The 12,720-nt window shown below is 36.7% G+C and carries 11 protein-coding genes; 8 read left to right on the top strand and 3 right to left on the bottom strand.

What is annotated here, in order from left to right:
• Nucleotides 1-2: 2 nt before the first annotated feature.
• Together hslU and MM236_RS13095 are read left to right on the top strand one after the other, a co-directional pair.
• Nucleotides 3-1,406: an ATP-dependent protease ATPase subunit HslU gene (gene hslU / locus MM236_RS13100; RefSeq protein WP_241275438.1), complete on the top strand. Its 1,404-nt coding sequence runs from the start codon at nt 3-5 to the stop codon at nt 1,404-1,406.
• A gap of 123 nt (nt 1,407-1,529) precedes the next feature.
• Nucleotides 1,530-2,273, top strand: coding sequence for an SDR family NAD(P)-dependent oxidoreductase (locus MM236_RS13095; RefSeq protein WP_241275437.1), 744 nt, complete (start codon nt 1,530-1,532; stop codon nt 2,271-2,273).
• Nucleotides 2,274-2,620: 347 nt separating this feature from the next.
• Here MM236_RS13095 and MM236_RS13090 read toward each other — a convergent pair whose 3' ends face one another.
• Complete coding sequence (locus tag MM236_RS13090) at nt 2,621-3,112, bottom strand: SixA phosphatase family protein (protein ID WP_241275436.1); 492 nt, start codon at nt 3,110-3,112, stop codon at nt 2,621-2,623.
• A gap of 89 nt (nt 3,113-3,201) precedes the next feature.
• On the opposite strand from MM236_RS13090, the gene MM236_RS13085 reads away from it, so the two are divergent.
• The 4 genes from MM236_RS13085 (at nt 3,202) to MM236_RS13070 (ending at nt 8,628) form a co-directional block, all read left to right on the top strand.
• The gene (locus tag MM236_RS13085) at nt 3,202-3,393 is read left to right on the top strand and encodes a cold-shock protein (RefSeq protein WP_241275435.1); all 192 of its coding nucleotides are present in this window, start codon (nt 3,202-3,204) and stop codon (nt 3,391-3,393) included.
• A 345-nt stretch (nt 3,394-3,738) separates the two neighbouring features.
• On the top strand, nt 3,739-5,196 hold the full coding sequence (locus tag MM236_RS13080) for a DUF294 nucleotidyltransferase-like domain-containing protein (protein WP_241275434.1): 1,458 nt from the start codon (nt 3,739-3,741) through the stop codon (nt 5,194-5,196).
• 148 nt (nt 5,197-5,344) lie between these two features.
• The gene (locus MM236_RS13075; RefSeq protein ID WP_241275433.1) at nt 5,345-7,672 is read left to right on the top strand and encodes a glucosamine-6-phosphate isomerase; all 2,328 of its coding nucleotides are present in this window, start codon (nt 5,345-5,347) and stop codon (nt 7,670-7,672) included.
• Between the two features lie 92 nt (nt 7,673-7,764).
• Complete coding sequence (locus MM236_RS13070; RefSeq protein ID WP_241275432.1) at nt 7,765-8,628, top strand: ROK family protein; 864 nt, start codon at nt 7,765-7,767, stop codon at nt 8,626-8,628.
• Nucleotides 8,629-8,722: 94 nt separating this feature from the next.
• Here the strand turns inward: MM236_RS13070 and MM236_RS13065 are convergent, their stop codons facing one another.
• Together MM236_RS13065 and MM236_RS13060 are read right to left on the bottom strand one after the other, a co-directional pair.
• Nucleotides 8,723-10,096: a Gfo/Idh/MocA family protein gene (locus MM236_RS13065; protein ID WP_241275431.1), complete on the bottom strand. Its 1,374-nt coding sequence runs from the start codon at nt 10,094-10,096 to the stop codon at nt 8,723-8,725.
• A gap of 63 nt (nt 10,097-10,159) precedes the next feature.
• The gene (locus tag MM236_RS13060; protein ID WP_241275430.1) at nt 10,160-10,717 is read right to left on the bottom strand and encodes a pentapeptide repeat-containing protein; all 558 of its coding nucleotides are present in this window, start codon (nt 10,715-10,717) and stop codon (nt 10,160-10,162) included.
• Nucleotides 10,718-10,881: 164 nt separating this feature from the next.
• On the opposite strand from MM236_RS13060, the gene yidD reads away from it, so the two are divergent.
• A complete protein-coding gene (gene yidD / locus MM236_RS13055; RefSeq protein ID WP_241275429.1) occupies nt 10,882-12,000 on the top strand; it encodes a membrane protein insertion efficiency factor YidD in 1,119 nt (372 codons plus the stop codon).
• A 24-nt stretch (nt 12,001-12,024) separates the two neighbouring features.
• A complete protein-coding gene (locus tag MM236_RS13050) occupies nt 12,025-12,555 on the top strand; it encodes a hypothetical protein (protein WP_241275428.1) in 531 nt (176 codons plus the stop codon).
• Nucleotides 12,556-12,720 lie beyond the last annotated feature (165 nt).

Genomic DNA, 12,720 nt, shown 5'->3' with positions numbered 1-12,720 from the left:
ATATGAGAAGTGATTTTAAAGATTTAACACCGAAACAAATTGTCGCTGAACTTGATAAATATATTATTGGTCAGCATGATGCAAAAAGAAATGTAGCCATAGCGCTTAGAAATAGAATCAGACGTTTGATGGTGAAGACCGATATTCAGAAAGATATAGTGCCAAATAACATCTTGATGATCGGATCCACTGGTGTCGGAAAAACAGAGATAGCAAGAAGATTGGCTAAAATAGCCAATGCACCATTTACAAAAGTCGAGGCCTCCAAATTTACAGAAGTCGGCTATGTGGGTCGTGATGTAGAAAGCATGGTACGTGACTTGGTAGAGCAATCTGTACATCTTGTTCAAGCCCAAAAAAACGAAGAGGTTAAAGAAAAAGCAGCGGCAGCAGTTGAAGAGTCTATTTTGGATATATTGATACCTCCAGTAAAGTCTGCTGGTTTTACGAGAAACATCAACACTTCAGCCACAGAGTTCAATCCTGAAAGCTCTTCTGATGAGGAGTTGAATGAAAGAACTAGAGATCGTTTTAGAGAAAAACTAAGAAACGGAGAGCTTGAAGATAGAAAGATTGAGATCAATGTCAAGCAAAGTCCTCCTGTAGGTATAGGAATGATAGGTAATGGCATGATGGATGATGCCAGCATGGCTGGAATCCAAGATATGCTTAGCGGAATGATGCCGAAGAAAACGAAAAAAAGAAAGGTAACAATCTCCGAGGCCAGAAAAGTACTTTTGGAAGAAGAAGCGAGTAAGTTGATAGATTTCGATGACGTAAAAGAAGAAGCGATCAAACTTGCTGAAAACAATGGAATCATTTTCATAGATGAAATTGACAAAATCGCTTCTAAAAGTGGCAAAGGCGGCAGTGGACCTGATGTTTCGAGAGAAGGTGTACAACGAGACTTGTTACCCATCGTAGAAGGTTCGGCTGTAAACACGAAATATGGCATCATCAATACCGACCACGTTTTGTTTATCGCTGCAGGAGCATTTCATGTTGCAAAACCATCAGATTTGATTCCAGAACTTCAGGGTAGATTCCCAATCAGAGTCGAATTGAGTAGCCTGACTGAGGATGATTTCTACAGAATTCTCAAGGATCCAAAGAATGCCTTGACTAAGCAGTACCAAGCACTTTTCGAATCGGAAGAAGTTTATCTAGATTTCAACGACGAAGCTATCCGAGAAATCGCAAAACTTGCTTTCCAAATCAATGAAGAAGTGGAAAATATCGGTGCAAGAAGGTTGCATACTGTCATGAGTCATTTGCTCAATGATTTCCTGTTTGAAGTTCCAGATACAATTGAAGCCAACTCAAAAATAATGATAACCAAAGAAATGGTGAATGAAAGATTGAGTGGATTGGTCAAAAACAGAGATTTATCTCAATACATTCTGTGATATCTTTTTCTGATAGCACAAACCAATTCTTGTAAATCAAGGTCAAAACAGGCTGTCAATATTTTTGGCAGCCTGTTTATTCTTTAAGTGAATATTCATAACTTCAGTTCTAAATTCAAAAAAATGAAATCACTCTTCATCATAACAGGCACCAGCAAGGGGATTGGAAAAGCCCTCGTTGAATTGCTTTCTATAAATTCAGAGAATCAGATCATAGGAATATCAAGATCAGAAGTCAAATCAAAATCTTCAAATTTCAAAAATATCCCTCTCGATCTCAACAATTTTGATATGGTTCGGCAAAGTTTTGATGAAATTTTTACTGAGGGAGATTTTGATCGATATGTATTGATAAACAATGCTGGGTGGATTGGGCAGATTGAACATTTTGGAAAATTGAAATCAAAAAACATCAGAGATATTTTCAATATCAACACGATCGCTCCTGCACTTTTAATGAACGAATTTGTTCACAAATACAGCGATTTGAAAAACGCTGAAAGAATGGTAGTAAACATAACCTCAGGTGCGGCCAAGAAAGCAATCGATGGTTGGTCAGGTTATTCGGCTTCTAAAGCAGCCCTCAATATGATGACACAAACAGCTCAAAGAGAAGCTGAAATCAACAAAACTGGAATCAAGTTTTATGCCTTGGCACCTGGTGTGGTAGATACTGAAATGCAATCAGCCATAAGGGCTTCTTCAGAAAAAAGCTTCACCTCCTTGCCTAATTTTTTGGATTTGAAGAAAAATGGTCAATTAAACACTGCGATCGATGTAGCAGAAAAAATTCTCTTTCTGATAGAAAACCATAGCAAGTTCCCAGAAGTCATTCAAGATGTGAGGGATTCTGTATTTGAGAAATAAAGTTTCAAAAGAGGAAAGAAGTCAGATTTCTTTTTATCCGTTTACGGATACACGGAACTTTGCCACTAACTAAAAAAAAGCCTGATTTAGCTTAGATCCGATATTAATTGATATGAGATACTCATAGATATTGAACATAAGCAATCAACCTTGGAATTAAAGCTACTGGCAAAGAAGCGTATAATCATATATCCGTTTATGTATATACACTTTCTTGCTACACTAACCATTATAAATATGCCTAAAAGGAGATATATCCAATCTGTTGACTGATGACGGCCGACTATTGACGATTATCCGCTTGATTATGCCTTATTAAATTTTCTTACTGGCAAAGTTGCGGATAATCATTCTTGATTTTTCGGGAAGTCATAAAACCACATTTTAGCACTGCACTTCCCTACTCTATCCCAAGAATCAACTTCAAACATAAATCCAAACTGCCCTGAGGTGGGAAGGTTTTCAATCTCCTTCCCCAAATCCCATATCAAATCATTGAGTCCAGGATTATGTCCAAAAATCATTAATGTGTCATAATCATTGTTCACTTTCTTAATAACGTTCATTATTTCCGAAGAACTTGCGTGGTAAAGTTCTCGTGTAAATTGGATTTGATTTTTAGGTAATTGAAGCTGCTCGGAGATAATCAAAGCGGTGGATTTTGCCCTCTCAGCGTCAGAAGATATTATCAAATCAGGCATCACCCCTCGCCTTTTCAAACGCTGTCCCATACGAGGACAATCCCTCAAGCCTCTCTCTGCCAAAGGTCTTTGGTGGTCATCCAAAAAAGGGTCATCCCAAGATGATTTTGCATGCCTTATTATTATAAGCTTTTTCATTTTGCCAATTTAGCAAAATATTTTTTTGTTTTTAAAATAGGTTTAATTACATTTATTGAACATTTAACCACATATTTTAATAATTTATTATGCTTACTGGAACAGTAAAATTCTACAATGATGCGAAAGGATTCGGTTTTATAGTCGATGACGAATCGCAAAAAGACGTGTTTGTGCACGCAACTGGATTAGTTGACAAAGTTGCACAAGATGACAAAGTGACCTATGATGTTAAGGAGGGCAAACAAGGCCTGAATGCTATAAATGTAAAAAAAGCATAGATTTAATACCCAGCATTAGGTTGAAAAAAAAGAGCTATGAAGAAGATTCATCGCTCTTTTTTTATTTCCATAATACGGATATACGGAACTTTGCCACTAACTAAAAAAAAGCCTGATTTAGCTTAGATCCGATATTAATTGATATTAGATACTCATAGATATTGAACATAAGCAAGCAGTCAACATTGGAATTAAAGCTACTGGCAAAGAAGCGTATAATCATATTCCATAATTCCAAAAGTTCTCATACCGAAAGACTTCCTTATTTTTTACTGCCGAAAGAAAGAATAAAGCTTAGTCAAATTTAATTATTTTGAGTATTTTCACCTAAGCAAGAAAAAAGTAATGATAGAAACTACAGAAATCAGCACAGACAGCTTCTATTCCAAAAAAGTAGGTGACCTACATTATAGGAACTTAAGGATCTGTAAGCTAGACACCCCTATTTTTCAAGCTGCCCAAATCATGGCCAAAGAAAAGATTTCCTGCTTATTCATCGGTGATTCGAATGAGGAAATCCAAGGATTTGTGACGGACATTACATTGCGTGACAAAGTAATCGCGAAGCAAATGAACCCTTCAAATCCTATCCAAGATATTATGGATAAGGGAATAGTAGCAATTTCCAGAGATGCATATCTTTATGAAGCCTTGCTCTTGATGTTTCAAACCAAGACCAGGTATTTGTTGGTAAAAAGCGAAAGCTCATACTTTGGATGGATCAGCCGGACAAAGATTCTAACAGAACAGTCTCAAGGACCTTTTATATTTATCCAATCTGTAAAACAAGCCATGAATGTCGATGAATTGAGGGAAAAGTGGCGCCTAGTCCCGAAGATCATCCATCAACTTGTACAGAATGGCCTCAAATCTGAAATCATCAATCAAATCATCACTACAGTTTCCGATACCATTGCTTTGCGTGTAATCGAAAATGTAATCTCTGAAGTAGGAAATCCACCTGCAAAGTTTGTATTCTTCGTAATGGGAAGTGAAGGTCGTGGCGAACAGACGCTAAAGACCGACCAAGATAATGCAATCATATATGAAGATAAAGCAAACGAGCAAAGAGAACTGGTGAGAGATTATTTTCTTGATTTTTCAAATCGTGTTTCTACTGATTTGGATCATATCGGATTCAGTTTCTGTCTTGGTGGATTTATGGCCAAAAACCCCAAATGGACTCACTCTCTTTCCCATTGGAAAAGAAACTATGAAAGCTGGATTCAAGAATCCACTCAGGAGACAGTTATGAAATATTCGACTTTTTTTGATTGCAGACCCATATATGGAGATTTTGGTATTTTGCAGGAATTAAAAAACTTCATGGATCAGCAACTTCAAAATCCCACAGAAAGATTCTTTATGAACATGGGGACAAATGCTTTGCTTTTTGAGCCACCCCTTACTTTTTTGAAAAATATCAGAACATTCAAAATAGAGGGGGAGAAATTCTTTGACATTAAAAAGACTATGACGCCTATTGTTGACTTGGCACGAATATTCGCTTTGAAAAATCGAATATTCGAAACAAATACCGGAAAAAGGATCACAGCACTACAACAAGCAGGAATCTTCACTGAAAGAGAAGCTCAAGAGCTCCAACATGCTTATTACTACCTAATGTCTCTTCGACTCGAAAAACAGGCATTGATGATCATTGAAGAAAAGAAAAAGCCTGAAAATTTCGTAAGTCTCAATAAACTCACAAAAGTTCAAATGGTCACACTCGTTGAAATCTTTAAGGTGATTAAAGAATTTCAACTCAAAATCAAAGTAGAATTTACGAAAAACATCTTCTAAAATCAATTAACTTTTATAATTTTTTTATAAAACTTTATTTTTATCAATGATTTTTTTGTTTATTTACATCATGATTAAGCCACTAAGGAATAATAATTCTTATAGTGAAAAATCATAACAAGCTTTAAACCAAAAATCCTTTTAGCATATGCTTCGCAATTACCCACTATCCGACGTAGAAAAAGCCTTTCAGAAAGAATCTGGACAAATCAATAATTCTACATTGATTCCATATCTGATGGTCGATAATTTCCCTAAACTAGGTTTAATTACTGCCTGTAGATTTTTAGAATGGGTCTCTTACAACCCACAAGGAGTCATAAGTCTACCTACGGGAAAAACCCCCGAGTATTTTATCAAATGGACAAAATTCTTGTTAGATAATTGGGATAATAAAAAAGGAAAAGATGTAAGGGAAAAATATGGACTTGATAAAGTAAGCAAGCCAGTTTTGAAAGATCTGACATTTGTACAGATTGACGAGTTTTATCCAATTTCTTCAAGCCAAAACAACAGTTTTTACCATTATGTAAACAAGTTTTATCTTGAGGGCTTTGGATTGAGTAAAGAAAATGCAATCCTGATCAACTCGAATGAAATACCACTTTCAGGAGGTAAAAACTTTAAAGAAGTATTTCCAGATCTTAAAGTTGACCTTTCCCTTAGATTTAGGGAACCTATTACAACAGAAGAGAAAATCCAACAAGAATCTATATACCTTATAGACAAATGGTGTGGAGATTACGAACAAAAAATAAGGGATAAAGGGGGCATTGGTTTCTTTTTGGGAGGGATTGGTCCTGATGGACATATTGCTTTCAATACTCGTGGATCACATATTTTTTCGACAACAAGATTAACTGAGACTAATTTCGAAACGCAAGCCGTGGCAGCAGGTGACCTTGGAGGAATAGAAGTTTCTGCAAACAGGCTGGTTATTACCATTGGTTTGGAAACCATTACCTATAATCCAGACTCCGTAGCCATAGTCATCGCTGCCGGAGAAGCCAAAGCACAGATTGTCAAAGAATCATTGGAAACCCCACTGGACAATATCTATCCAGCCACTTCTCTGCAAAAATTAAAAAACGGAAGGTTTTACCTGACCAAAGGTGCCGCCACAAAACTTACAGACTCAATAGACGCTTACTATCAGCAAGGAGAATGGACATGGGAGAAGACCGAGCGAGCGGTAATTGACCTTTGTAAAAAATTGAAAAAATACGGGCATCGTCTAAAAGTAGAAGATCTCAAAAATGATAAATACGCATCCTTGATCCCAGACCTATCAGACGATACTGTCAGTAAAGTGATGGAAAGTATGGTCGAGAAACTCAACAGAGGCACAGCAAAGGAGCAAGATGAAGTATTGCTTCACACAGGCCCTCACCATGATGATATATCTTTGGGAATTCTCCCGCATATCACGAATCAGCTTCAAGAAAACTCAAACGAAGCACATTTCTCGGTATTGACTTCAGGATTTACCGCTGTGACGAATTCATTCGTAATAGACACATTGCTGCACACCAAAAAACTCTTGGACAGTGGTGAGATCCAAATGGTACATTATGAAGACTTTTTCGAGTCTGGATACAAACTAAAAACTGATAAAGATGTTTATCACTTCTTGACAAATGTAGCTTCAGAAAACCTAAGCCAAAGGTTGCGTGGATTATGCCATCGTGTGATCAGAGCCATAGTTACAATCTTTGAAGTACAAAACAAGCAAAAGCTTAGAGAAACCATCAATGATATCATCAGCATTTTGAGGAATTCATATGACGGGGAAAAGAATCCGCCAAAAATCCAAAAACTCAAAGGGATGATCCGTGAGTTTGAAGAAGAGTTGGTGTGGGCTCACTTTGGTGTCCAAGTAAAAAACGTGCACCACCTAAGATTGGGATTCTATACGGGAGATATATTCACAGAGCAGCCTGACAAAAAGAGGGATGTAGAGCCTATTTTGGAAATGTTCCGAAAAGTAAGACCAACCAAACTCAGCCTTACATTAGACCCGGAAGGTTCTGGCCCAGATACTCACTACAAGGTATTGCAAGCAACTGCTGAGGCAGTGAGACAGTGGAGTCAAGAAGAAGATTTGAGCAAATTACGAATCCTCGGATATAGAAACGTATGGTTCAAATTCGAGCCTCACGAGGCAAATGTCATCGTCCCTGTATCGTTGGGAGACATGTCAGTAATGGAAGACTCTTTTAGCAACTGTTATCTCAGCCAGGTAAATGCTTCTTTTCCTAGCTATTCTCATAACGGCAAATTCAGCACTGTCGCAAAAAGAATCTGGGTAAATCAACTACAGGATATACAATTGCTCTTGGGCAAGAATTATTTCTACCTCCATGAGACTGCAAAAGTCCGTTCAAGCCATGGATTGATATTCTTCAAAGACATGAATGTGGAAGAATTCCTTGCACATGCACGCGAGTTGGAAAAATCTATTGAAGGATTTTTATAACAATATTAACCTCAAACCTATTTCAAAAGGAGAAGGTGGATTTTCACTTTCTCCTTTTAATTCAAACTTGTTGTTTACAAAAATTAATTCTGATGAAATTCGATAAACCTATTTTGGGATTAGATATTGGTGGTACCAATATCAAAGGAGGAGTCCTTATTGGAGAGACACTTCTAGACATCAGAAGCGTACCCACTCCTGCAAATGGAAGTCAGGAGGTAGTTTTGGAAGCCATTGCTGATTTTATAGCTACTTACCATCACCATGGTATAGGAGCAATTGGTATCGGGATTCCTGGGTTAATTGACATTGAAAAAGGGATTGTCCTGAATCTCTGCAACATCCCTTCATTTAAAAAAGTAAATCTGAAAGATTTTTTGGAAAACAGATTCAATCTACCAGTGACTATCAACAATGATGCAAACTGCTTTATTTTGGGTGAGCACAGGTTTGGCTCTGCCAAAAAATTTAAACATCTGGTAGGAATCACTCTAGGAACTGGGTTAGGTTCAGGGATAATCGTAAACAATCATCTTTACAATGGTGTCAATTCCGCGGCTGGAGAATGGTGCTCAGTGAAATATCTAGACAATACGTTTGAAGATTATTGCAGTAGTAAATTTTTCATTACCGCATATGGCAAAAAGCCAAAATCAATGGCCAAATTGGCTGAGGCTGGTGATCAAATGGCTTTGGATGCTTTTGCACAATATGGAAAACATCTAGGTGAGCTTGTCAAAAACATCCTATATACTTTAGCTCCTGAAGCAATTGTTTTTGGGGGTTCAATCAGAAAAGCTTTCCCTTATTTTAAAGATAGCATGTTTGAAACATTAGATTCGTTTCTCTATCCTTCGGTAAAGGAAAACCTGAAAATCGTGATTTCTGAATTAGATGAAACTGGGATTTCGGGTGCTGTAGCGCTTGTAGAAGAATATATAGAATTTGATTCCTAACCAAAAAAAAACCTTCAAATCAATCAAGAATTATTGATTGATTTGAAGGTTTGAAAATTATTCAGCACTCTTGTAAAAAAAACCGCAAGAAACCTTAAGCTCCTCGACCTGTTTTTTTCAATTTGATATCAGTCAAGTCTGCAATTTTCACTGGCTTATTGGATTCGATGCTGTTTCGAGCAGCGATTCCGACCAAAATAGAAAGTGCTCCATCTCTAGTCCCTGCAGATTGACGATAAGGATCCTCCATAGAAGGATCTTTGAATAGTTTATCTTTCAACCTGACATCACCTCCACCGTGTCCACCTTTACCGTGAGGAATACTGATGATTTCTGTTTCTCCAAAGTTTTTGGTCAACCTGAGTTCATCCACTTCCTTTTCTTCCCATGGTTGCTTTTCCTTTATCCAAGCCTCTACTCTTCCCTTGGTTCCATTAAATGCAATCCTGTAACCTTCATATGGAGAATAGGAAGTGAGGGAATAACTCACTTGGACTCCATTCATGTACCGAATCTGCACAGCCATCTTGTCATAAATATCTAATTCCTCCCTAAATACACATCCATCCCTGAGGTAGCCATCATGATGCTCATTGTTCACATAAAGGTCTACCATGTGTTCGCTTTTGGTAATGTCCCAATAAAAATCACATTTATTCTTATGGGGACATGGTCGGCAATTGGTATGACGGAATGGCCCATTCTTTCCATAAAATTCCTGATCTCCATAAGCAAAAACTTCCTCAGGATCAGAGTCTAGCCACCAATTGAGTAAATCGAAATGATGGGTTGATTTATGAACTAGCAATGTCCCTCCCTTTTCTTTGAACCCATGCCATCTTCTGAAATAATCAGCCCCATGGGAAGTGTCCAAATACCAATGAAAATCTACTGAAGTCACATCTCCAATTTCACCATTTCTAAGAATTTCATAAATCCGCTGTCTGTGGGGTGAGTACCTGTAGTTAAATGTTACAATCACCTTATTTCCAGTCCTCCGCTCTGCATCCAAAATCTGTTGGCATTTGTCTTCATCTGTAGTCATTGGTTTTTCAGTGATGACATTTGCACCAAAATCCAGTGCCTTTACTATAAATGTATGATGGGTATTATCTACAGTGGTGACGATGACTACATCAGGTTTGGTCTCGACAAGCATCTTGTCAAAATCTGCAAAAGTAGGACAGCTCGCTCCGATATATTTTTTACCAAATTCAAGTCTACCGGGGTTGATATCACAGAAGCCTACAAATTCAATTTCATCATCATAGTCCTGTTTTACTTGTTTTCCAAACATATTGACACCTCTCACACCTAAGCCAACTAGCGCAATCCGCATTTTTTCATTGGGATTGTCATGCATGGCCAAGGCTTCGGCAATACTATTCAAGAATACAGAACCTGTGAGAAACGTAGATGATTTTAATAGAAAACTTCTTCGAGAAGCATCTGATTGATTGGATTTCATATCATTTTGGGTTTAATGGATTTCCTAAAATATCAATTTCATCCAAAAAAACTATCCTGTAGTTTAGGAAATCTCTATACCGTATTTCCCCAATAGTCCTTTGACTCCTTCCAAAGAGAACTTTACTTTTTTCATTCTGTTTGCTTCCGGGTTCATATTAAAGTTGAATGCGGATCTGAAATCAGAATTCTCCAAGTTCGTTCGCTCAAAGATAGCTCCAGACAAATCACAATTGTCGAAAATTGAACCCGCAAGATCGGCTTGAACAAAGTCAACCTCAATCAATCTGCACTTTTGAAATTTTGTTTTCTTGATTTTACATTGGTAAAAAGATGCATGGTCAATTACACAATTCGAAAACTCAAAAGCCAATCCGATAGGTTCGCATTTGTCAAACCGCAAGGCTAGTAGCTTACAATCTTTAAATGTAACATCCTGTAAGGAAGTTTTGAAAAGTTTGGCCATGCTAAGATTACACCCAATGAACTGGCAATCAATAAATACAACGCCCGACAAATCTGCGTTGGAAAATTCACAATTGTTGAAAACACAGTTTTCGTATTCCCCTTTTTCTATCTGTTGATTTGTATAATTTTTTTGGATAAAATTCTTTTGGTACATGATGCATTCCTTAGGTAAATGATTATTAATTTTAATGGCAATGTTAAAATATTTGCAATTATTTTTAATTTAAAATAATATTGAATTCTTATCTCAAACCTTATTAAAAGAGAAGAATAGTTTTATATTTGTTCGAAATTAATTAAACAAAACGCATCAGTATAATGTCAAAAAAGATTATCTTTTTTTTATCATTTTTCTTCGTTTTGAATTTTTCTTATTCTCAAGATGAAAGTCCTGGAGATATGTATAATTTTTATCAAAAATTCATCAGTGACATTAGAAGCCAAAGCTGCCCAATGTATCCTAGTTGCTCCAAATACTCCATGCAGGCTTTTCGAGAAAAAGGATTCGGTCAAGGATTGATAATGACCTCAGATAGGTTAATGAGGTGCGGTCATGAACATAAATTGTATGATTTAACAATTTCTACTGAGGATTATAAACTTGTAGACCTTGTAGAAGACCCTGAAAATAAAGTTTTAATCAAAAAAGAGATTGAATTTTCCAAAAAATTCCAAACCAAAGCAGTCAATGATACAGTAAGGTTTTTTCTTCACTTGATTGACAATAACTTGTATCAAGAATCAATTATTGAATACAATAGGATCAAATTTTTTGACCCTTCGCTTGACCTTACGCTGGAATACAATTATTTCAAGGCGCTTATGTCTTTGGAAGAGTACGAGAAAATAATTTTCGAATATGACAATCTTGTTGGGACGGAATTAGAAAACAACCCTCATATACTGTTGAAGCTAAGCGAAGCTTGGTACAATTTGAACCAACCGGAAAAAGCATTGCAAGTCTTAGAAAAAGAAATGGACTGGGAGGAATTATCAGATAGAAGGTATGCTTTCAGAGGATATATTTATGCACAATTGGAAGATTTTGATCAAGTAAAAACAAATTACTCTATGGTTTCGGAGGCATACCTCTATAGAGAATATTTGACAAAAAACCTTCAGACGATCGAATCGATGTCCAATCTAAAGGAAAAGAAACCGGTAGTAGCAGGACTTTTGGGGATTATTCCAGGAGCAGGGTATGTTTATTCTGGACATACCACAACGGGGATTTCTTCACTTGTGCTCAACGGACTCTTAGGCTATGCAACCTACACAAGTTTCAAAACTGAAAATTATGGCATTGGGATACTGACTGGGATGTTTTCTACCGCTTTTTATATAGGAAATATTTCTGGTGGTTATAAAGCAGCCAAACGATACAACAAAAACCAAAAAAACAATCAAAGAAAAAAATTAATGTACTCTTTCAATTAAATCAAACCCCTTAAAAAGAAAACTATGATAAAATTTATCCAAAACTCAAGATTCGTTAAAGTTTTTAGCGTAATGCTATCAATTTCTATGCTTACCATGTCATTTGCCTCAAAGAACATGGAAACTCTTTCATTAAAGGCAGGAACAGTTATTTCGGTTGAAAATGCAACAGAAATCAATTCCGAAAACTTAATCGCTGGTCAAACCTTGGATTTCTTCGTAGTTGATGATGTCAAAGTAAACAACAAGACTGTTATCAGAAGGGGAGCAAAAGCTAAAGCACAAGTTACACGAGTAAACAAAGCAAAAGGTCTTGGAAAAGAAGGTTCTGTAGAAGTAGAAATCAAATCCGTAGAGGCTGTTGATGGTTCTGAAGTAAGACTTACTAGCGCAAGAGTATATGAAGAAGGCGAAGACAGACAGACCGCAGCAATTTTGTTAGGTGTATTGGTTTGCATTTTGTTTTTGACCAAAAAAGGAAAAAATGCAGTGATACCTCCAGGATTCTCTGTTGATGGTAGAGTCGCTTCAGATGTTCAAATTTCAGTAGAATAAATCATTCGAAATGGTACATTAATAAAACCTGCCAGTTTTTGGCAGGTTTTTTTGTTTATCTGATTTTATTATAAATATGATATGAGTATCCGCTTTCTTGCACGAAACCAAACAATAGATTCTCGGATGAACGATTTCTATGTTGACTGTGAGCTGTTGTCCGCT

The sequence above is a fragment of the Belliella calami genome, from assembly GCF_022549695.1.
GTDB lineage: Bacteria > Bacteroidota > Bacteroidia > Cytophagales > Cyclobacteriaceae > Belliella > Belliella calami.
The sequence above is the reverse complement of the archived record's forward strand: the minus strand, read 5'-3'. Positions and strand labels throughout refer to the sequence as shown.

What these genes read in the sequence shown, in the direction of transcription:
- hslU (WP_241275438.1), top strand. Translation starts at nt 3, where the DNA reads ATGAGAAGTGATTTTAAAGATTTAACACCGAAACAAATTGTCGCTGAA.
- MM236_RS13095 (WP_241275437.1), top strand. Translation starts at nt 1,530, where the DNA reads ATGAAATCACTCTTCATCATAACAGGCACCAGCAAGGGGATTGGAAAA.
- MM236_RS13090 (WP_241275436.1), bottom strand. Translation starts at nt 3,112, where the DNA reads ATGAAAAAGCTTATAATAATAAGGCATGCAAAATCATCTTGGGATGAC.
- MM236_RS13085 (WP_241275435.1), top strand. Translation starts at nt 3,202, where the DNA reads ATGCTTACTGGAACAGTAAAATTCTACAATGATGCGAAAGGATTCGGT.
- MM236_RS13080 (WP_241275434.1), top strand. Translation starts at nt 3,739, where the DNA reads ATGATAGAAACTACAGAAATCAGCACAGACAGCTTCTATTCCAAAAAA.
- MM236_RS13075 (WP_241275433.1), top strand. Translation starts at nt 5,345, where the DNA reads ATGCTTCGCAATTACCCACTATCCGACGTAGAAAAAGCCTTTCAGAAA.
- MM236_RS13070 (WP_241275432.1), top strand. Translation starts at nt 7,765, where the DNA reads ATGAAATTCGATAAACCTATTTTGGGATTAGATATTGGTGGTACCAAT.
- MM236_RS13065 (WP_241275431.1), bottom strand. Translation starts at nt 10,096, where the DNA reads ATGAAATCCAATCAATCAGATGCTTCTCGAAGAAGTTTTCTATTAAAA.
- MM236_RS13060 (WP_241275430.1), bottom strand. Translation starts at nt 10,717, where the DNA reads ATGTACCAAAAGAATTTTATCCAAAAAAATTATACAAATCAACAGATA.
- yidD (WP_241275429.1), top strand. Translation starts at nt 10,882, where the DNA reads ATGTCAAAAAAGATTATCTTTTTTTTATCATTTTTCTTCGTTTTGAAT.
- MM236_RS13050 (WP_241275428.1), top strand. Translation starts at nt 12,025, where the DNA reads ATGATAAAATTTATCCAAAACTCAAGATTCGTTAAAGTTTTTAGCGTA.